At 36.0% G+C, this 22,161-nt stretch carries 18 protein-coding genes; 9 read left to right on the plus strand and 9 right to left on the minus strand.

Going from position 1 to position 22,161, the window contains the following annotated elements; translation table 11 throughout:
- Positions 1-76: 76 nt before the first annotated feature.
- From BUA03_RS14840 to BUA03_RS14855, 4 genes are all read left to right on the plus strand, one after another.
- Positions 77-892: an energy transducer TonB gene (locus BUA03_RS14840; protein ID WP_066082096.1), complete on the plus strand. Its 816-nt coding sequence runs from the start codon at positions 77-79 to the stop codon at positions 890-892.
- A 280-nt stretch (positions 893-1,172) separates the two neighbouring features.
- Entirely contained in the window at positions 1,173-2,072 is a 900-nt protein-coding gene (gene lipA / locus BUA03_RS14845) for a lipoyl synthase (RefSeq protein ID WP_066082098.1), read from the plus strand.
- Between the two features lie 65 nt (positions 2,073-2,137).
- Positions 2,138-3,145, plus strand: a complete 1,008-nt coding sequence (gene gap, locus BUA03_RS14850) for a type I glyceraldehyde-3-phosphate dehydrogenase (protein ID WP_066082100.1) — start codon at positions 2,138-2,140, stop codon at positions 3,143-3,145.
- Between the two features lie 15 nt (positions 3,146-3,160).
- Entirely contained in the window at positions 3,161-5,326 is a 2,166-nt protein-coding gene (locus tag BUA03_RS14855; RefSeq protein ID WP_066082101.1) for a tetratricopeptide repeat-containing hybrid sensor histidine kinase/response regulator, read from the plus strand.
- A gap of 3 nt (positions 5,327-5,329) precedes the next feature.
- Here the strand turns inward: BUA03_RS14855 and BUA03_RS14860 are convergent, their stop codons facing one another.
- Genes BUA03_RS14860 through BUA03_RS14875 form a run of 4 tightly spaced genes read right to left on the minus strand, consistent with a single transcriptional unit; the run spans position 5,330 to position 7,647 of the window.
- Positions 5,330-6,142, minus strand: coding sequence for a purine-nucleoside phosphorylase (locus BUA03_RS14860; protein WP_066082103.1), 813 nt, complete (start codon positions 6,140-6,142; stop codon positions 5,330-5,332).
- On the minus strand, positions 6,114-7,139 hold the full coding sequence (gene lpxK, locus BUA03_RS14865) for a tetraacyldisaccharide 4'-kinase (RefSeq protein WP_066082105.1): 1,026 nt from the start codon (positions 7,137-7,139) through the stop codon (positions 6,114-6,116). The genes BUA03_RS14860 and lpxK overlap by 29 nt, the downstream gene beginning before the upstream one ends.
- Entirely contained in the window at positions 7,136-7,384 is a 249-nt protein-coding gene (locus BUA03_RS14870; protein ID WP_245792683.1) for a Txe/YoeB family addiction module toxin, read from the minus strand. Before BUA03_RS14870 ends, lpxK begins: the two co-directional genes overlap by 4 nt.
- Positions 7,385-7,398: 14 nt before the next feature.
- Positions 7,399-7,647, minus strand: coding sequence for a DUF2683 family protein (locus BUA03_RS14875; RefSeq protein WP_066082109.1), 249 nt, complete (start codon positions 7,645-7,647; stop codon positions 7,399-7,401).
- Positions 7,648-7,842: 195 nt separating this feature from the next.
- Between BUA03_RS14875 and BUA03_RS14880 the strand changes: the two genes are divergently transcribed.
- From BUA03_RS14880 to rluF, 4 genes are all read left to right on the plus strand, one after another.
- Positions 7,843-8,937: a Nif3-like dinuclear metal center hexameric protein gene (locus BUA03_RS14880; RefSeq protein ID WP_066082134.1), complete on the plus strand. Its 1,095-nt coding sequence runs from the start codon at positions 7,843-7,845 to the stop codon at positions 8,935-8,937.
- A 3-nt stretch (positions 8,938-8,940) separates the two neighbouring features.
- Positions 8,941-9,720 carry a zinc ribbon domain-containing protein gene (locus tag BUA03_RS14885; protein ID WP_066082110.1) on the plus strand — a complete coding sequence of 260 codons (780 nt, stop codon included), beginning with the start codon at positions 8,941-8,943 and terminating at the stop codon, positions 9,718-9,720.
- A 39-nt stretch (positions 9,721-9,759) separates the two neighbouring features.
- Positions 9,760-10,602 carry an alpha/beta fold hydrolase gene (locus BUA03_RS14890; RefSeq protein WP_066082111.1) on the plus strand — a complete coding sequence of 281 codons (843 nt, stop codon included), beginning with the start codon at positions 9,760-9,762 and terminating at the stop codon, positions 10,600-10,602.
- Between the two features lie 139 nt (positions 10,603-10,741).
- A complete protein-coding gene (gene rluF, locus BUA03_RS14895; RefSeq protein WP_066082113.1) occupies positions 10,742-11,554 on the plus strand; it encodes a 23S rRNA pseudouridine(2604) synthase RluF in 813 nt (270 codons plus the stop codon).
- Between the two features lie 184 nt (positions 11,555-11,738).
- On the opposite strand, the gene BUA03_RS14900 is transcribed toward rluF, so the two are convergent.
- The 4 genes from BUA03_RS14900 to argS form a co-directional block, all read right to left on the minus strand.
- Positions 11,739-12,620, minus strand: coding sequence for a bifunctional 5,10-methylenetetrahydrofolate dehydrogenase/5,10-methenyltetrahydrofolate cyclohydrolase (locus BUA03_RS14900; protein WP_066082115.1), 882 nt, complete (start codon positions 12,618-12,620; stop codon positions 11,739-11,741).
- A gap of 164 nt (positions 12,621-12,784) precedes the next feature.
- On the minus strand, positions 12,785-14,134 hold the full coding sequence (gene ffh / locus BUA03_RS14905; RefSeq protein WP_066082116.1) for a signal recognition particle protein: 1,350 nt from the start codon (positions 14,132-14,134) through the stop codon (positions 12,785-12,787).
- Between the two features lie 128 nt (positions 14,135-14,262).
- Positions 14,263-14,730 carry a hypothetical protein gene (locus BUA03_RS14910; RefSeq protein WP_082854354.1) on the minus strand — a complete coding sequence of 156 codons (468 nt, stop codon included), beginning with the start codon at positions 14,728-14,730 and terminating at the stop codon, positions 14,263-14,265.
- A gap of 68 nt (positions 14,731-14,798) precedes the next feature.
- The gene (gene argS / locus BUA03_RS14915; RefSeq protein WP_066082117.1) at positions 14,799-16,577 is read right to left on the minus strand and encodes an arginine--tRNA ligase; all 1,779 of its coding nucleotides are present in this window, start codon (positions 16,575-16,577) and stop codon (positions 14,799-14,801) included.
- A 204-nt stretch (positions 16,578-16,781) separates the two neighbouring features.
- Between argS and BUA03_RS14920 the strand changes: the two genes are divergently transcribed.
- Complete coding sequence (locus BUA03_RS14920; RefSeq protein WP_169807446.1) at positions 16,782-21,068, plus strand: T9SS type B sorting domain-containing protein; 4,287 nt, start codon at positions 16,782-16,784, stop codon at positions 21,066-21,068.
- Between the two features lie 584 nt (positions 21,069-21,652).
- Here BUA03_RS14920 and BUA03_RS14925 read toward each other — a convergent pair.
- Positions 21,653-22,159 carry a copper homeostasis protein CutC gene (locus BUA03_RS14925; protein WP_245792685.1) on the minus strand — a complete coding sequence of 169 codons (507 nt, stop codon included), beginning with the start codon at positions 22,157-22,159 and terminating at the stop codon, positions 21,653-21,655.
- Positions 22,160-22,161 lie beyond the last annotated feature (2 nt).

Consider the following 22,161-nt stretch of genomic DNA (forward strand, 5'->3'; position numbering starts at 1 on the left):
TCTTGTTTCGCACGTTATCATTAAAAAAACCTTTTGCTTATGATTTAATTGTACTTAACCTCTAAATCCATATATTATGTCAAAATTAAGTATTTACGAAACCGGCTGGATTAATCTTGTTTTTCAAGATAGAAACAAAGAATATGGAGCGTATCAGTTGCGTCAGGACAGCACAAAAACGGCATTAACTTCTCTTTTTATGGGTGTCTTATTTCTATTTAGTGCTTTAAGTATTCCTATAATCATTACTTATTTTAATCCTGATAGAACAGCGCCGATAGCCATTCCCGATTTTACAAACACCATAGTGCAGCTTACTGACATAATTCCAAATCAGCTTGAGCCAAAAAAATCAGTGCCAGAAATCAAAACTAAAAATGCTGAGGCGCCCATTAAAAGCGCGCAACTGGTAAATCCTGTAATCGTTCAAGCTTCACAAGCCAATCAAGACATTGCAAAAAACAGCGACAATACTGTGGTCTCCAACACTACTGCGGAAGGAACAGGTATTATTGGCGTCAATCCCGCAACTCCGTCAGGAGCTGAAACAACAACAGCCATAGAGACAGGCAATGCTATAATCAACAGCGTTTCGCTAGATAAACTTCCTGAATTCCCTGGCGGAATTAAGAAGTTCTATACGTATGTAGGTACTAATTTTGAAAAAAAGGAATTAGAAGGCAGTGGATCGATTCGGGTTTATGTTTCTTTTGTAATCGAAAGAGATGGCAGCATGAGTGACATTCATGTCAAAAGAGATCCTGGCTATGGCTTGGGGAAAGAGGCCGTTCGAGTATTGAAATCGTTACGAACAAAGTGGTCACCTGGTATGATTGACGGTAAAGCCGTGCGAACCGCCTACAACCTTCCCATTACAGTACAGATGAATTAAAAAATAGAAAGAGCTCCAATTTAAATTGGAGCTCTTTTCACCTATTTATTTCATCTATAAAAACATTCCCTTATACCTACAAAAAGTTCTCACATAGCCCTGATAGAGCTGGTATCCTCGAAGCAGCGCGGAGAGATAAAGGCGAAAGCAGGACAACTATTTCTTAGGATTCCTAAATTTTCTGCTCCTAAGACTTCTGTTGTGATTCCTTCAAATAAACAACTAAACCAATACTAAAATAAACTACATTCCTTATCTTTGCAGCTTGAAAATATGATATATGGAAACTGTTTTAGAAAATACTTTACCTGTAGCAACTCGAAGCAAAGCCGAATTGAGCGGAGCTAAACCAAAATGGCTGAAGGTAAAACTGCCAATAGGCCAAAAATATACAGAACTTCGTAGCTTGGTTGATAAATATAGTTTGAACACGATTTGTACTTCAGGAAGTTGCCCAAATATGGGTGAATGCTGGGGCGAAGGAACGGCTACATTTATGATTTTAGGAAATGTGTGTACCCGCTCTTGTGGATTTTGTGGCGTAAAAACTGGAAGACCCGAAACCGTAGACTGGGATGAACCAGAAAAAGTGGCCCGTTCTATAAAAATTATGAACATTAAACATGCTGTAGTTACTAGTGTTGACAGAGATGATTTGAAAGACGGCGGATCTATTATTTGGATTGAAACCGTGAAAGCCATCCGCAGAATGAACCCAAACACAACCCTAGAAACATTAATTCCTGATTTTCAGGGTATCGAAAGAAACATTGACCGCATTGTGGAAGCAAATCCTGAGGTAGTGTCACACAATGTAGAAACGGTACGCAGACTGACTCGCGAAGTTCGTATCCAAGCAAAATATGACCGAAGTCTCGAAGTACTGCGTTACCTGAAAGAAAAAGGAATTAAAAGAACCAAATCTGGGATTATGCTGGGACTTGGAGAACAAGAAGAGGAAGTGTATCAAACGATGAGAGATTTACGTGCAGTACACGTTGATATCGTTACAATAGGACAATATTTGCAACCCAGTAAAAAACACTTGCCGGTAAAAGAATTCATAACTCCAGAACAATTTGCAAAATACGAGCAATATGGTTTGGAATTAGGTTTCCGACATGTTGAAAGCGGCCCATTAGTTCGTTCTTCTTACAAAGCTCAAAAACATATTTTATAAATAACCCCTTGGTTTATTTGTTTAATCGGTTAACCAAATAAGCTTTGCCCTACAAACCTAAAATCTTGAAAATAAGAATTGCCATAAATGGTTTTGGAAGAATTGGAAGAAATTTATTCCGCTTGCTTTTAAACCATCCCTCTATAGAAGTAGTTGCCATCAATGATATTGCTGATAAAAAAACAATGGCACATCTAGTAAAATACGATAGTATACACGGTGTTTTACCATTTGCTGTAAGCGCTGATGAAAAAGGGATTTTGCTAGACGGTAAACATTATTTATTTTTTCATGAAAAAAGAATTTCTAACCTCGATTGGAAGAGCTTAAACATTGATTATGTAATTGAATCTACCGGGAAATACAAAACTTTCGAAGAACTGAATTCCCATATTATAGCTGGCGCTAAAAAAGTAATACTCTCCGCACCTTCAGAGGTAGACACTATAAAAACAGTAGTTCTAGGTGTAAATGATTCCATTCTTGACGATTCTGAAACCATTATCTCCAATGCCAGTTGCACGACCAATAATGCGGCACCCATGATTAAGGTTATCAATGAACTTTGTGGTATAGAACAAGCGTATATTACCACTATACACTCCTATACAACAGACCAAAGCTTGCACGACCAACCTCACAAAGACTTGCGTCGAGCCCGAGGCGCTAGCCAATCTATTGTTCCTACAACAACCGGAGCAGCGAAAGCATTGACAAAAATATTTCCAGAGTTTGAAGGTAAGATTGGTGGTTGCGGTATTAGAGTGCCGGTTCCAGATGGTTCTTTAACAGACATCACGTTTAACGTGAAACGCGCTGTCACTATTGAAGAAATAAACGCTGCCTTTAAAATAGCCGCAAAAACTACTTTAAAAGGAATTTTAGATTACACCGAAGATCCTATTGTCTCTGTTGATGTAATTGGCAATAAAAATTCATGTATATTTGATGCTCAACTTACTTCAGTTATCGATAAAATGGTTAAAGTAGTTGGCTGGTATGACAATGAGATAGGGTATTCCTCTCGACTAATTGATTTAATACTTTTGACAAGTATGAAAAATAACCAATAAAAAAATAGGTAACAAATGAAATTGCTTTTCGTTTATATACTCTTTTTAAGTACACTCCTGTATTCTCAACCTAATGAAGATGCAGATAGCACAGCCTATTATAGCAGTTTGAGTCACTCTTATGTTCAAAACAACAATTACAAAGAGGCATTGTCAAATACCCAAAAAGCAATACAATACGCTATAAAAAACAACAATATTAAAGATCAAGCCGTTGAGAACTACAACCTAGGAAAACTGTATTACGACTTAAGAAAATATAACGACGCAATTGAATATTTTATAAAAAGTAGTTCGCTTATTGCGATGCAACAACCTGCAGTTATCCAAGCTGACACCTATTACAATCTTGGTTTGTGCTACATGGCAAAAGAAAATTTCGATAGAGCTGCCATGTACTTTCAGAAATCTAAATCCATTTATAAGTTATTAAAAATCCCAGATACCACTGAATTGTTTGAACTTCAAAAAGGATTAATTTATAAAGGCCAAAACAAATTAGATTTAGCTTTAACGGTTTTTAAGACTATAATTGCAATTCCCACTACTCCAGCTTTAACAGATACCAAAACAGAAGCCTTGTACCAAACCGGTAGTATTGAAGCACTAAAGAACAGAAATAATTTAGCTTTAAACTACCTTGATAAAGCGCTTGAACTAAATTCCAAATCGGAGAATCTTGAACAGAAAGCTAGTATATTGCTTGCCTTAAGTACTGTTCATGAAAAAATGTTAGATAAGAACAATGCCTACTCGTATTTAAAACAACATCTAAATCTAAAAGAGCGCCTTGCCATTATCAATAATGAAAGACTAGGAATAGATGATTATACAAAATTTAAGGAATCAGAACGGTTAAAAGAAATTGTTCGCACCAACAATGAAACTAAAGAACAGGAAAGAGTAAGTAAGTTTTCTAAACTCATTAGTATTCTTGCTATCGCGTTGATCTCTATTTTATCCTTATTAAGTTTGTCATTATACAAAAATAATATCATCCGAAATCAGTCCAATTTGCTGTTAAAGGAGAAAAATAAAGAGTTAGAAGTTGCAAAAGACAAAGCCGAAAAGGCGTCAAAAGCGAGATCTGAATTTCTATCGACAGTAAGTCACGAACTTCGTACGCCCTTGAATGCTATCAATGGAATCACGCATTTACTATTAGAAGAAAACCCCAAGAAAACACAAATGGACTATTTGTCTTCGCTAAAATTTTCAGGCGATTACTTGACCAAATTTATAAATGAGATTTTAGAAATCAATAAAATTGAATCCCACAGTGTTGAAATAGAGCACATCACCTTCAACCTAAAACAACTTTTAGTTGGCATTCAAAACTCATTAAAAGAATTAGCTTTGGTAAACAACAACAATTTTAGATTAGATGTCGATGCTGCCATTCCTGACTATTTGATAGGAGATCCAACAAAATTATCCCAAATTATATTAAATTTAATTAATAACGCCCTGAAATTTACTAAAAATGGTGACGTTACGGTGACCGCAAATCTCCATGTATTAGAAGATACAGCGGCAACATTATATTTTGAAATTAGGGATACTGGAATTGGAATACCTGAAGACAAACTGACAAGCGTGTTTGATAGTTTTTCACAAGGTTCGATTGAAGTCAATCGAAAATACGGCGGAACAGGCTTAGGATTGACCATCGTAAAGAAATTAATTAAAATCCTAGGTGGACGAATAGAATTAACAAGTATCGTTGGCCAAGGCTCTTCCTTTTCTTTTAAATTAGGCTTTAAAATAAGTGAACTTCCTGTAGAATTTAAAACAGCCAAAAAAATTGATTACGATTCTAAATTAGTAAACAAAAAAATATTACTGGTTGAGGATAATAAAATCAATCAAATGATCACAAAAAAAATGCTTCATAATAAGCAGATCATTTGCGAAGTAATAGATAACGGCGAAGATGCAATAGATTTAGTACGTAAAAATAAATTTGATTTGGTACTGATGGACGTTCATTTACCCGGGATTAACGGTACAATTGCTACAGAATTGATTCGGACTTTTGATGCTGCAACACCTATTATAGCGCTTACCGCAATCTCACTTCATGAAAATCGCGACATGCTATTATCATTTGGCATGAACGATGTTATTACTAAACCGTTCATACCAGAAGAATTTTACACTACAATAGCTGAATACATTTAGAAATTAATACTTTAAGATTAATTCTTTTATAAGACTTCTCACTTTTGGCTCTGCTGCTTTTGCAGCTTCTAATACTTCGTCGTGGGAAATCGTTCCAATACTTTCTTCGTTACCCATATCAGTAATGACAGAAATTCCAAATGTTTCCAGATCCATGTGACGAGCCACAATAACTTCTGGAACTGTTGACATCCCAACGCAGTCCGCACCCAATATCTTCACCATTTTATACTCCGCCAAAGTTTCAAAAGTGGGTCCTTGTAAGCCTAAATAAATCCCTTCATACACTTCAATGTTTAATTCATTTGCCAAAGCGGTTGCTTTCGCTATCATTTTTCTCGAATATGGTTCGCTCATATTTACAAATCGAGGTCCAAAACGATCGTCGTTTTTTCCACGTAAAGGATGCTCCGGCGTCATGTTGATATGATCCGTAATCATAACAATGGAACCCACCTGATAATTTGGATTTACTCCGCCTGAAGCATTTGACACTACTAGTTTTGTAACCCCTAAAAACTTCATCACTCGAACTGGAAACGTAACTTCTGTCATCGAGTACCCTTCATAGAAATGAAAACGGCCTTGCATGGCGACTACTTTCTTAGCACCAATAGTTCCAAAAACTAGTGCGCCCTTGTGCCCTTGCACTGTTGAAACTGGAAAATTTGGAATTTCATTGTAAGGCAATGTAAATGCTACCTCCATTTCATCCGTAAAACTTCCTAATCCCGAACCCAAAATCACACCATATTCTGGTGTAAAATTAATTTTTTCGGTAATAAAACTAACCGTTTCTTGTACTTGTTCCCACATATTTCATAATTGTTTTATCAAAATCGTCACTTCCCGAAAGAAAAGAACTTTGTATTGGTAAATAGAAAAGTTGTTCGCTTGGCAAACTCCCTTTCAACCGTACATAATCTTTTTCGGTAGTGATAATGATGTTGTTTTGAGCTGAATTTTTAATGTCTAAAATGTCTTTATCGGTAAAATGATGATGATCTGGAAAAGACAAACAGACATCAGTACTATCTTGCAAATAGGAAAAAAATGGTTTAGGTTTGGCAATTCCTGCTACCAATACCTTAGACGCCGTTCGAATTTCACTGACATTTTTCTTTCTATTTTCCCCATAAATAAAAGTATCATACGCGATAAAAGTAAAGTATAATTCTTGATTTTCCGCAAGATTTAACTTGTTCTTGATCGCATTCTGTTTTTCTGGAGAAAGAGCAGGCGGACATTTAGTGACAATAATAATGTCCGCTCTTTTAGCTCCATCCCTACTTTCACGTAAATTTCCGGTTGGTAACATACAATCATCCGAATATAAATCGCCGTACGAAGTGAGTAAAATATAAAATCCTGCTTTTATTTTTCGGTGTTGAAAAGCGTCGTCCAATAAGATAACTTCAGGCTTTTCAGAAAGAGATAGTAAGTGTTCAATTCCATTTTTTCTGTCAGCATCAACAGCTACTTGTATGGAAGGGAATTTCTGGAAAAACTGAAATGGTTCATCTCCAATAGTTGCGGCATTTGAAGTGGCTTGCGCCAAAATAAAACCTTTGGATTGTCTTTTATAACCCCTGCTTAATGTGGAAATTTTATATGTATCCGAAAGCAACCGAATCAAATATTCGATTTGTGGTGTTTTTCCGGTTCCGCCAACGCTGAGATTCCCAACAGCAATTACGGGCAAATCAAAAAAATAGGATTTTAAAATTCCTTTATCGAAAAGAAAATTCCGAATACTCGTGATGAGACCATATAAAATGGCAAAAGGAAAGAGTATTTTTCGGAGTAAATTCATAAATATTTATCAGAATAATGACCCATTGCTGAGATGACATCAACAACAACCAAATCATCATTTACTGTATAAATTAACCTATCCTTTGGGTTAATTTGTCTTGACCAAAAACCAGTTAAATTTTCCTTTAATGCTTCCGGTTTCCCAACGCCCGTATATGGCGTTTCTGAAAGTTCTTGTAATATTATTGCAATTTTTTTAATACTGGCCTGGTTTCCAAACTTAAAATGTTTCGCGATTTGCATTTTTGCATGATCTGTTATTTCAACCCTAAACTCCCCCATATATCATTTGGATCTACCACTGTTCTTTTTTTACTTTTTTGTGCTTTTTTTATCATTGCAACAAATTCAGGATTGTAGATTTCCGATTTTTTTTCAGTAGTCTTGTTTGGTCCAGTTGCTATTATTTCAATTCCTTTTGAATCCTTAACCAAAACATTTGTCATTTCCAGAAATGCTTTTCCTGCTTTGGTACGCTCGTTGATTTTTAAAGTTATAGTAGTCATAGCTATTGATATTGAATTACAAATATACAAAAATCGTTCTATTTTAATTTACTTAAAAACTAGCTCTTTAGAAACTGTATTTTTCACTGTAAATTCATTTTAGGAAAGGATGATGTTTTATTTTAAAGTTGATTTGTTTATTCGTTAATTTGTTTATTCAAAAAACCAAAATTAAGCAACAAAAATCTGATGTTTATGAAAATCAAAGAAATAATTTCCGTTTTAGAAGAAATGGCGCCACTCGCCTATGCTGAAGATTTTGACAATGTGGGTTTATTGGTTGGAGATCAAGATGTGGAAGCTACCGGAATATTGGTTTGTCATGATGCATTAGAAAACATAATTGACGAAGCAATCGCAAAAAATTGCAATCTGGTGGTTTGTTTTCATCCGATATTATTTTCTGGCTTGAAAAAAATTACCGGTAAAAACTATGTGGAACGCGCCATAATCAAGGCCATAAAAAATGATATTGCCATTTATGCTGTTCACACCGCTTTAGACAATCATCAAGAAGGCGTGAATAAAATATTCAGCGACGCATTAGGATTGGTAAATACTAAAATCCTGATTCCGAAACAAAATTTCATTCGCAAATTAGTGACTTTTACCATTCCTGAAAATGCAGAAGAATTGCGTAATGCTCTATTTGATGCTGGTGCAGGAAATATTGGCAACTATGAAAACTGCAGTTTTAATTCGAAAGGAATTGGAACCTACATGGGAAACGAGCACAGCAATCCGCAAATTGGAGAACGATTTGAGTTTGTTCAAGGCGACGAAATCAAAATCGAAGTCACTTTCGAAAAACATTTGGAAAACAAAATCCTGAAAGCATTATTCAAAAGCCACGCGTATGAGGAAGTAGCGTATGAGATTTATGAGTTGCAAAATCAGCATCAAAATGTTGGTTTAGGAATGATTGGTGAATTGAAAAATCCGATGACGCAGGAAGATTTTCTGCTTTTTGTAAAAGAGAAAATGCAGTGTGGCGGGATTCGGCATTCCAACTTTACTGGCGGAACTATTACAAAAGTAGCCGTTCTGGGTGGAGCTGGCAGTTTTGCTATAAAAAATGCCATTCAAGCGGGAGCTGATGTTTATTTGACCGCTGATTTGAAGTACCATCAATTTTATGAAGCCGAAAACAAGTTACTTTTGGCTGATATTGGACATTTTGAAAGCGAACGCTATACAAAAAATTATATTGTAGAGTATCTTCGGAAAAAAATCCTTAATTTTGCAGTTATTTTATCAGAAGAAAATTCAAATCCAGTTAAGTACTTATAGAATATGGCGAATACGAAAGAATTAAGTGTTGAGGACAAGTTAAGAGCAATTTACGATTTACAACTAATTGACTCTAGAATTGACGAAATCAGAAACGTAAGAGGTGAACTTCCTTTAGAAGTAGAAGATTTAGAAGATGAAGTGGCTGGTTTAAGCACACGTTCAGAAAAATTGAAAGGGGAACTTGAAGTTATCGAGGATCTTATCAAATCGAAAAAGAATGCAATTGATGAGCACAAAGAAGCTATCAAAAAATATACAAAGCAACAAGAAACTGTTCGCAACAACAGAGAATTTAATTCGTTGACAAAGGAGATTGAATTTCAAGAATTAGAAATTCAATTATCTGAAAAGCAAATTAAAGAAATGAAAGCTTCTATCGAACACAAGAAAGAAGTAATTTCAAGCTCTAAAGAAAGATTAGAAGCGAAATCGAATCACCTAAAGCATAAAAAATCAGAGTTAGATGCTATTATGGCTGAAACTGCTAAGGAAGAAGCATTCCTTTCAGAAAAATCAGCTGAATACCAAGCTTTAATTGAAGAAAGATTGTTGAAAGCGTACACTAGAATTAGAACAAGTGTTCGAAATGGCTTAGCAGTAGTTTCTATTGAAAGAGGTGCTTCGGCAGGATCATTTTTCACTATTCCACCACAAACACAAGTAGAAATAGCTTCTAGAAAGAAAATCATTACCGATGAACATTCCGGAAGAATATTAGTCGACAGCACCTTAGCTGATGAAGAAAAAGAGAAAATGGAACAATTGTTTTCTAAATTCTAATTACATTTAAGTCCCGATACACATCGGGACTTTTTTTTTATGAAAAAAATATTATTTTTTATTTTCACCAAGTCCATTGGATTGTACATAAACGTCTTGAGCTTTATCCTTCCAAAGAAAGCATCAAAACTGGCGTATTCTTTTTTTAGCCAACCTAGAGAAGGTAAACTATCTGGAACGAAACTTCCTAAAATCCTTTTAGAAGCACAATCTGAAACGTTCCAAGTGGAAGAAAATTCTTTTCATACCTATACTTGGAAAGGAAATGACACTGTTATTCTTTTGGTCCATGGATGGGAAAGCAATGCTTCCCGATGGAAAAAACTACTCCCGTATCTAAAAAAATCAGGCAGTACCATTATTGCCATTGACGGTCCAGCTCATGGATTATCCAGTGGAAAAGAATTCAATATACCACAGTACGCCGCTTTTATTCATGTCGCCGTTGAAAAATTCAAACCACAATATCTCATCGGTCATTCTATTGGCGGAAAGACCTGTCTTTATTACCAATCCACATATCAAAATGATAAGTTAAAAAAAATGGTAATTTTGGGATCTCCCAGCGATTTCAATATCATCTTAAACAATTACATCCGCTTATTGAGTTTGAATTCCAGAATTTTTAAATCTTTAGAAGCGCATTACTTGACTACTTTTCAACTGAATTTAGAGCAATTTTCTGGTAAAATATTTGCGTCAAAATTAAACATAAGAGGATTAATTGCGCACGATATTGATGACACGGTTGTTTTATTTGAGGAAGGAAAAAAAATAGCTAGCACCTGGAAAAATGCTATTTTTATAGAGACCAAAGGTTTAGGACACAGCATGCATGGGGAGGAGTTATACAAAAAAGTTTCCAAATTTTTATTTGAGTAACTTTAGAAAGAAACCTTTAATCCATTTCCATTTTCCCCCTTTGATTTTTAAAATTAAAAAAGGTTCAATACGCAACTGGTAACAAGGAATTTTGAACTATAAGTCCTTATGCCAAAATCAAATTGATTACTTTTGCAGTATGGAAGAAAATCTAAAACGCCTTAATAAATTCATAGGAGAAACAGGATATTGCTCTCGCCGTGAAGCTGATAAAATCATCGAAGAAGGTCGCGTGACCATCAATGGAGTCGTCCCAGTATTAGGCACTAAAGTTTCTCCTGATGATGAAGTGCGTATAGATGGCAAATTAATTCGAGAAAAAAGAGAGAAATCTATTTATTTAGCTTTTAATAAACCTGTTGGAATTGAATGCACAACCAATTTAGAAGTTCGTGGCAATATTGTAGATTATATTAATTATCCAACACGCATTTTCCCTATTGGCCGTTTAGACAAAGCATCAGAAGGGTTGATTTTTATGACGAATGACGGCGATATTGTCAACAAAATTCTTCGTGCCAGAAACAACCACGAAAAAGAATATACTGTAACGGTCAACAAATTGATCACAGATCGTTTTATTGAAAAAATGAGTAATGGCGTTCCAATTTTAGACACCGTTACCAGAAAATGTAAAGTAGAAAAAATAAGTTCTACGACATTTAAAATCATTCTAACACAAGGCTTAAACCGCCAAATTCGTAGAATGACAGAATATCTGGGTTATGACGTTACTGCCCTGAAGCGCATCCGAATCATCAATATTTCGCTGGATGTTCCCGTAGGACGTTACCGCGATTTGACCGATGCAGAAATCAAAGAACTGAATGAACTGATTGAACCGTCTAGTAAAACAGAAGAAGCCAGCCTGCCAAAAACGGAAGCTCCAAAAAGAAGAACGGAATTCATCAAAAGAGATGATCCCAGGTTTAAAGGACGAGGTGATTATTAAGAATAAAAGACACGTCCATAAATGTTAAAACCCAGCATTTACATGGTAGTGTTTCACTAACTGAGTAAGTTAAAAAGTTATTCTGTAAATTTCGTCGTAGAATTATTTATTAGAACTTTAGGTGTTTACCAAGATAAAAAAAGCCTTAAACAAAATTTAAGGCTTTCAATTCTAATTATTTTTTCTATTTATTTCTTTTCATTTCCCTCGCCAAAAGCGTATTTTTTAGCAACATGGCAATAGTCATCGGCCCTACTCCACCTGGAACCGGAGTTATAAACGATGCTTTCTTACTTACTTGATCAAAATCAACATCACCAGTGATGACATATCCTTTGTCCGTATTTTCATCAGGAACACGAGTAATACCCACGTCAATAACGACAACACCCTCTTTCACCATATTTGCTTTCAAATAATTAGGAACGCCCAAAGCTGTAATAATGATATCAGCCTGAATAGTAATCTCTTCAATATTCTTAGTATAACTGTGCGTTAGCGTAACGGTTGAATTTCCAGGAAATCCTTTTCTTCCCATCAAAATGCTCATCGGCCTGCCAACTATATGACTGCGCCCTATTACTACCGTATGTTTTCCTTTGGTTTCAACGCCGTAGCGCTCTAGTAACTCTAGAATACCAAACGGAGTGGCTGGAATAAAAGTGGTCATGTCTAACGCCATTTTTCCGAAGTTTTCAGGGTGAAAGCCATCGACATCTTTACTTGGATCCACGGCCATTAATACCTTTTGCTCATCGATTTGTTCGGGAAGTGGCAATTGGACGATAAAACCATCAATTTCATCATTCTCATTCAATTCCTTAATCTTTTTAAGCAATTCGATTTCTGTAGTTGTACTTGGCATTTTCACTAAAGTAGATTCAAAACCCACTCTTTCGCATGCTTTTACCTTGCTTCCTACATAGGTAAGACTTGCGCCATCATTTCCTACAATCAGGGCTGCTAAATGAGGTACTTTCTCCCCCTTATCTTTCATTTTTTGTACTTCTACAGCGATTTCACTTTTAATGTCCTCCGCTGTTTTTTTTCCGTCTAGTAGTTGCATTTCTAAAAATTGTTTAAAGTTTTAAAGCGTATGTTTTCAAATTCTCCTTAGAACCCTGAAACAAAACCTCATCACTGGTAATAGTAGTTGTAGTTGTAATTGTATTTAAAAAAAATAAGGTTTAAAGTTTCATTTTATTTGAAACATTAAACCTTAAATAAATATTATCTCATTCCTGGCATGCCGCCTTTCATTCCGCCCATCATTTTCATAAGGTTTTTACCTCCTGGCCCCTGCATCATTTTCATCATCTTACTCATTTGGTCAAACTGCTTCATCAACTGGTTCACTTGTTCGATTTTAGTTCCAGAACCTTTTGCAATTCTCGCTTTTCTTTTTACATCAATTAAAGCGGGTTTGCTTCTTTCAATTGGTGTCATCGAATGAATGATTGCTTCAATATGTTTGAATGCATCGTCTTCGATCTCCACATCTTTCATGGCTTTGGAAGCGCCTGGTATCATTCCAACCAAGTCTTTCATATTTCCCATCTTTTTTACTTGCTGGATTTGAGAAAGAAAATCATCAAAGCCGAATTCGTTTTTGGCAATTTTCTTTTGGATTTTTCTGGCTTCTTCTTCGTCAAATTGCTCTTGTGCTCTTTCAACCAAAGACACAACGTCACCCATTCCCAAAATTCTTTCGGCCATACGAATGGGATAGAACACATCAATCGCGTCCATCTTTTCTCCTGTACCTACAAATTTAATTGGTTTATTAACAACCGATTTAATCGAAATCGCAGCTCCACCACGCGTATCACCATCTAATTTGGTTAAGATAACCCCGTCAAAATTTAATCTTTCGTTAAAGGTTTTTGCTGTATTTACAGCATCTTGACCTGTCATTGCATCCACAACAAATAATGTTTCTTGCGGCTGTATGGCTTTGTGAACGCGTTCAATTTCATCCATCATTTCCGCATCAACTGCTAAACGACCGGCTGTATCGACAATTACAACATTAAACCCATTTGCTTTCGCATGTTTGATCGCATTTTGCGCAATTTCAACAGGATTTTTATTTTCTGGTTCAGAATATACCTCAACTCCTATCGAATCCCCAACTACATACAATTGTTGAATTGCTGCTGGTCTGTAGATATCACAAGCCACCAATAATGGTTTTTTATTCTTTTTTGTAAGAAGATAATTTGCCAATTTTCCAGAGAAAGTAGTTTTACCTGATCCTTGCAAACCTGCCATCAAAATAACCGTTGGATTTCCAGAAAGATTGATTCCAGCAACATCACCCCCCATTAATTCCGTAAGCTCGTCTTTGACTAACTTCACTAACAATTGTCCCGGTTGTAGGGTTGTCAATACATCTTGTCCAATTGCTTTTTCTTTTACTTTGGTAGTAAAATCTTTCGCAATTTTGAAGTTAACATCGGCGTCAAGTAAGGCTCTACGGACTTCTTTCAGCGTTTCGGCTACATTTACTTCGGTGATTTTTCCGTGACCTTTAAGTATGTGAAAGGCTTTGTCTAGTTTATCGCTTAAATTATCGAACATAGTAATGATTTATTTTGAAATGCAAATTTAAGCATTTGATTTTGAAGTTGTATTCATAATATTATAAAAAAAACAGTCTTTTTTCAGACTGTTTTGTAGTTGTATTTGGCGATAAAGCACAAATTAATCTACCCTTTTTCAAAAGTTAAATATTTAGTTTCTCCAGCGCTACTTCCTGTTATTCTCAATCGGAGCTGCGTGGGATTTATTTCAAAAACACTCCAATCCTCTGATAGCCCGGCTCCATTTGGACTTAAAAATGCAATTGTAAATTCAATATCGTTATGCGGATTATCATCCACTTTATTAGATTTGGCAACAGACCATTTTCCACTGTAATCTAAACCTGTAGATTGGGCGGTTAACAAATCATTTAGCCCAAAAGTAAAATTATATCCAGAAAAAGAATTTAATTTGTTGGTTTTGCTATCGAAAAAATAGGTGATTTTCCAAGTTCCTTGATTCAAAGTACTCCGTATTGCGTCGGGAATTTTATCAACTGTACTTGTAACAACGACCTCATCATCACAACAAGTTCCGGCAATATTCAATAAAAAGATAAAAAACAAGACTGGGAAAAACAATATTTTTTTCATAATATAGCAATAATTAGTCATAAAATTACTAAATATTGTATTGCTTTCACAACAAAACGAACTAAATTTTACATTCTTTCGGGAACATTGATTCCTAATAATTTAAAAGAGGATGCAATTACATCAGCTACTTTTTTTGATAATTGCACTCTGAAAATTTTCTTCTCTACATCCTGCTCTCCTAAAATAGGAACTGCCTGATAGAATGAATTGTACTCTCGAACTAAATCATACGTATAGTTAGCCAATAAGGCTGGACTGTGATGCTGTGCTCCGTTTTGTATTACTTCTGGAAATAACTCTAATTGTTTCACCAATTCTTTTTCTTTTTCATGAAGCGTTTCTATTTTTGATTTATTTGAAAAATCAAAATTAGCTTTCCGAATAATAGATTGAATTCTCGCGTAGGTGTATTGAATAAACGGCCCTGTATTTCCAGCGAAATCAACGGATTCCTCTGGATTAAAAAGAATTCGCTTTTTGGGATCCACTTTTAAAATGTAATATTTCAAAGCACCTAAACCAATTGTACGGTATAACTTTTCTTTTTCTTCAGCAGAATAGGCCTCTAGTTTCCCTAAGTCTTCCGCAATTTTTTGCGCTGTATCCGTCATTTCTTGCATCAAATCATCGGCGTCAACAACCGTTCCTTCGCGGCTTTTCATTTTTCCCGTAGGCAAATCTACCATTCCATAGGACAAGTGGTATAGGTTTTTAGACCAGTCAAAACCTAGTTTTTTCAAGATCAGAAACAGAACTTTAAAGTGATAATCCTGCTCGTTACCAACGGTGTAGACCATTCCGCCAACATCTGGATAATCCTTCACGCGTTGAATCGCAGTTCCAATATCTTGCGTCATGTAAACTGCAGTACCATCTGAACGCAATACAATTTTGCGGTCTAAACCTTCATCTGTTAAATCAATCCAAACGGAACCATCAGGATCTTTTTCGAAAACACCTCGGTCCAAACCAATTTGAACAACATCTTTCCCTAGTAAATAGGTATTACTTTCATAATAATACGCATTAAAATCGACCCCTAAATTTTTATAAGTTGTAGCAAAACCATCGTAAACCCATTGATTCATGGTTTTCCAAAGCGTGATCACTTCTTCATCTCCAGCCTCCCATTTCAATAGCATTTCTTGCGCTTCTAGAATTATTGGCGCTTGTTTTTTAGCTTCTTCCTCCGTTTTACCCGCGCTTACTAATTGCGCTATTTCTTCTTTGTACGCTTTATCAAAAGCTACGTAATAATTCCCGACTAATTTATCTCCTTTTAAACCGGTTGATTCTGGTGTTTGTCCGTTTCCAAATTTTTGCCAAGCCAACATTGATTTGCAAATATGGATTCCTCTATCATTAATGATTTGAGTTTTATATACTTTTTTGCCGGAAGCCTTGATAATTTCAGCTACTGAATATCCCAAAAGATTGTTACGTACGTGACCTAAGTGCAAGGGTTTGTTGGTATTTGGCGACGAATACTCTACCATAACCGCAGTGTCATCTTGACTAGGAGAAACGAACCCAAAGGCAAGATTATCTTTTATTTCTCCGAAGAAATCCAAATAATAGGCATCTGAAATAACAAGGTTCAAAAATCCAGACACAACATTAAACCGACTCACCTCCACCAAGTTTTCAACAAGGTAAGTTCCTATTTTATTTCCTAATTCTACAGGATTACTTTTTACAACTTTCAATAAGGGAAAAATTACCATGGTAATATCTCCTTCAAATTCCTTTCGTGTGGTTTGAAATTCAACTTTGTCAATAGCAACATCAAATAAAGCTTTTATAGCTTTTTCGATGGTAGGTGTAAGAATCTGTGGTAATGTCATGATATAAATTTAAAAATGCAAAGATAAATCTAATTCCGTAATATGATTATAAAAGTTGTTCAATTCCGTCTTAAAAACACTAATAATCTAAAAAAAACGTTCTAGTCTCACCTTTAAGATTGAGTTAACATAAATTTAGGAATTTTTTTTAATATTAGTTCAATTTTCACTATTTTTGATATGCAAAAATTAACAACCAAAGACATGAAAAAGATACTTATCTCTGTATGGTTACTATTTTTTTATAGTGGTTATTCGCAAGTAATAACTGTTAGCACAACAAAATACACAATTGACCAATTGGTGAATCAGGTACTGGTAAATTCACCATGTGTTTTAGGCACAAATGTATCTTCAAGAACTGGAACAACATTCGGGTCTTCGAACGGAATTGGCTATTTCGAAAATACAAATTCTAGTTTTCCATATTCAAATGGAGTAGTTTTAAGCACGGGAGATGTAACTAAAACACCTGGACCAAATACTAGTATTCTTAGCGACGGATCTTCTGCATGGCTAGGAGATTCAGATCTAGAAGCTAATTTACTTTCGCAATCTGGGATAACGATTAATTCCATAAATGCAAGTTTCATAGAATTTGATTTCCAACCAAAAACACCCAATTTTGATTTTTCTTTTCTTTTTGCTTCTGAAGAGTACGGAACTTCCCAATGTAACTTCTCCGATGCTTTTGCTTTTCTTTTAAAAGATGTAACCGCTGGAGGTCCAAATGTTAATTTAGCGGTCATTCCAAATACTACTATTCCGGTATCTGTTGAGACTATTAGAGATGGAGCCTATAATTCAGATTGTCCATCTGCTAATCCAAGCTATTTTGGTGCTTTTAACGGAAATGGATTTGGACCTGCCATCAATTTTAATGGACAAACAATTTCTATGCTCGCATCGGCTACTGGTTTAGATATCAACCATGTGTATCGCATCAAATTAGTCATTGCTGATGGAGGAAATAATTCAGGTTATGATTCTGCTATTTTTTTGGAAGCCAATAGTTTTAACATCGGACAAGATGTATTGGGTCTGGATTATACCTCAGCAAATAATGCCGCAATTTGTACGGGGAATACATTGCCAATTTTATCTGCCGCGGGTTTGAGTGCTGGAACTACATTTATATGGAAAAAACAGGGAATAGCATTTGTACCTGCACAAACTGGGCAAACCTTAAACCTAAACAACATCGTTCCATTAGTAAGCTCTGGGATTCATACCTATAGCGTCACTTACACAGAACCAGGATGCATTGCTGTCACGGATGAAATCACCATCGAAATTTACCCTAAGATTGCAGTACTAGCGACCATTCCAAATATTTATGCCTGTGAAACTGGCGCTTCGAACTACGATTTTGACTTAAGTAAAAATAGTACCATCATTCGAGCTGGAGTCAATCAATCTACAAATGCAGCTGGTATTTTAGACGATCTACCTGCGGACACTATCATCTCCTATCATGTAACGAATGCAGATGCTATGGGAAATACGGGCGCAATATCAATTCTCCAAACCCTTTCAACCGCTGAAAGTGGAAAACAAATATTTGTTAGAATTCAAAACCCTACTACATTATGCTATGAAATAAGATCTTTCCAATTATTCGTTGTTCCACCACCAAAAATTGTAAATACACCTGCTGACGTCACATTATGCTCTAGAAATCTATCAGAAAATCCTTTAAAAGCAAATTTCGACTTAAGTCCGCAAATCGCTTCTATACTAGGGACTCAAGACACTTCTTACAATATTTTATCCTTTCATACGTCTTCCGCTGGAGCAAATAACAACACCAATACTGTCTCCCTAAATTCGAGCAACCAAATACTATCGCCATCTACAACCTTATGGGTCCGATTACAAAACACCTCAAATAGTAACTGTTATGCGGTAACCAGCTTTCAATTAATTGTTAGTCCACTACCCGCAGTAGATATTTTGCAGGATGTATTTGTATGTACTTCGTACACCCTACCAGTTTTAACAAAAGCTGGCGCTCAGTATTGGACTGGAAGCAATGGAACGGGAACACAACTTTTTGCAGGAGACATTATCACTACCACAACAATTGGCTTGTATGTTTTCAATCAATCTGGAATTTGTACCAATCAAGATTCTTTTGATGTTACCATAGCCGATTTGGACAGCATTTCGCCTGCTTCTGAGACTTACTGCACGCGATACATCCTTCCCGCCTTACCTTATGCTAAATATTTTACACAAAGCGGAGGTGCTACCACTCCTGGAAACGTTCAGCTAGCAGCTGGATCTGTAATAAGCACTCCCGGAATAAACAGAATTTATGTTTGGTTTGAAGATACCACCGTTACACCCTCATGCACAAAAGAAAAGCCATTTGACATTACAATAATTCCGTTTACGGCATTACCGAACTATCCAAATCAATTTGGGTGTGTTTCTTACACACTTCCTGTCGAGCTTAACGGTGGCGTTTATTACAACGGCACAAATAAAAGCGGTTCTCTTTTACTCCCTGGAACAGTGCTAACTACGACCACTCCAATCTATGTTTTTAAAGAAACCAATACGGCTCCACTAAACTGTTCGTCAGAAAAAACATTTAAAGTTTTTATTGGCCTTGCAAGCATTACCCCTCCTACAGATGTTAATTCCTGTTCCGCTTACCGCCTGCCTACCTTGACGGTTGGAGAATATAGAACAGCCGCAGCAGGAGGAGGAAGTATTGTTGCAGCTGGGACCTTTATAAATGAAACTACAACACTTTGGTTTTATGTAACAGGAGAAAGTTGTACTGACAATTTAGACTTTACTATTACTGTAAACATTGCCCCTTTACCAGAGATACTAGATACCGAGCCACAATGCGACGTATATTATTTACCTCCAGTGGCACATGCAGGAAATTATTTCACAGGACCCTTAGGAACTGGAAATCTTCGTCCTGTGGGATATCCAGTAACTACCACACAACTAATGTACTTCTATGATAAAGCTCCAACTGGAACATGTTATGTAGAAAAAGAATTTGTGATTACCATTAATAGATCTCCTGTAATTGATGCAAAACCGGTAGAAGTTATTCGATGTGGTCAAAGTTATATATTAGATGATTTAAGAAACGGGGAATATTACGAATTTGCGGGAGGACCCTCACCTACAAATCCTGTTTTACCTGCAGGCACTGTTTTGACCACTTCAAAAACAATATATGTGTATGCCGCAGCTACAGCACCTAACACCTGCGTTTCTGAATATAGTATAGAGGTGTTAGTTACGTTTGTAAATGACATCGAGGATCAAAATGCATGCGACAGTTTTAACTTACCTGCTATTATAGGAATGGGAAGCTATTATACTGCTCCAAACGGTCCAAATGGAACGGGTGTACAATTACTGCCTCCCTATACTCCTATAACCACGACAACTACGCTTTATGTTTATGTGGAAAACAACAATAGAGTTGTTTGTATCGATGAAGATTCTTTTTCCATCACCGTTTATACTACTCCAACGATTACACCTATTGCTCCCGTAACCCGATGTGAGTCATACGAATTACCCGTTTTTACAGCTCCTGTAACCCGATACTTTACAAACCCAGGTGGCCCAAGAAGCAGCAACATCGAAAAATTCCCAGGTGATTTAATCACCGTTTCAAGTACTATCTACGCTTATGCTGAGGCTGGCACTACAGCAACGGTTATTTGTCCGTCAGAAAAACCAATGGTTATTACTATTACTCAGAAACCAAAACCAGACCTTACAGTTCCTACCATTTGTATTGATATTGATACCGGAATCACAACAAATGCTTTTATTGAAAGTGGGTTTGCAGCACCACAATATGCCTTTGAATGGAAAAGTGAGGATGGAACTTTAGTTAGTACAGCCGAGAATTTCTCAACAAACGAGCCCGGAAATTATACGCTTACGGTCACCAATTTAGCAATATTTGGATGTACCTCTGACATTGTACCTTTCACAATTACAGAGTCTTCAAAACCAGCTTCAGTAACATACACCACCAGCGGATGGTTTACGGATAACCAAACTATAACTGTAAACGCCGTTCCGTTTATAGGTGATGGAAGCAATTTCCTTTATTCGTTAGATGGAGGTTCACTTCAAATAAGTAACGTGTTTCGTAATGTCAGCCCTGGACTCCACGAAATTACAGTAAGCGATGCTAATTGTGGGACTTTTACTATTCCAGTTACGATCAAACTTATAAGCAGTCCAAAATTTTTCACTCCCAATGGAGATGGTTTTAACGATACTTGGAACATAACAGGAATTCCAAATAGTGAAAATTTAAAATTATATGTCTTTGATCGCTATGGAAAACTATTAAAACAATTGTTTCCTAACGGCTCGGGATGGGATGGAACCTTCAACGGATATCCACTTCCAGCCGATGATTATTGGTTTACCATTACCTATACTGAGGACAACATTGCTAAAGAATACAAATCACATTTTTCTCTGAAACGATAAATCGGAAGACAAAAATTAAGGAGGCTTTCCTAATCGAAAGCCTTTTTTTTGTTTTAAAAAAATTAAAATTAAAACATCTGTAACAAAATAAGGCTTTAGCAGTCTACTAGGTAGATTCAAGTAAAGACCATTTATATTTAATCAAATAGTATGGGTTGCGTTAGGTAATTACTTTTGCGTCACACCAAGTGGGTGGTTTAAATGTAATCCAATCTCCTGTTTATAAAGAAAGAAATATCGCTATAGCTATTTTACGGGAAATTTGATTTTGCTATAGAAAATCACTGCAAGTAAGAGGTTCCTTTAGTAGATGAAGCGTACTATTTTTTTTAGGTTTAAATTGTAGATGCGAAAAAAGTCCTGAATTCAAAAGTTTTTAATAAAAATTGGTTTTAATAGTTAGTTACAAAAAGAAAAACCCGGAGTATGCCAACTTCGGGTTTTTTGATGGAAAGCGCTACTTATTTGCAATCTAAATTTGCTTTAATAACGTAAATTCCTTCGCCATTTGCAATTTCTCCCGAATCGACAATTGCCGAGGAGTGTAAAACCTATTACCCATTTTCGCTTTCAAAAGCTTTAAATTAGTAGAGCGTAAACCGCCGCAAGGCATAATTGCAATGCGATTGGCTGCTTTTTTTGATTAACACGGCTAAAACTGCTATTCCGTCCACACAATTTTCTGCACGCCCTGATGTCAAACTAGTTTCAAATCCACATTTTAGAATTGATTTTAATGCTTCAGTTGTATTTTCAACCTCATCAAAAGCACGATGAAAAGTACAAGGCAATGGTTTTGCCAAAGCTACTAAATCACAATTCTGTTGTTGATTGACCAAACCACTTTCTTTTAAGATACCAAATACAAATCCGTTTGCTTTTGCTTCTTTGAACGTTTTTATTGAAGCTTTCATTTGTTCCAATTCAAAATCAGAGTAAACAAAATTCCCACTTCGAGACCGAATCATAACATATAGAACGATGGTTGTTTTATGACGTACAGTTTTAAAAAGTTCAAGATCTAGTGTAACACCACCTACATTTCTATTGGCACACAATTCAATTCGCTCAGCACCATTGGCTGGTGCCACGA

The organism is Flavobacterium fryxellicola (assembly GCF_900143245.1).
GTDB lineage: Bacteria > Bacteroidota > Bacteroidia > Flavobacteriales > Flavobacteriaceae > Flavobacterium > Flavobacterium fryxellicola.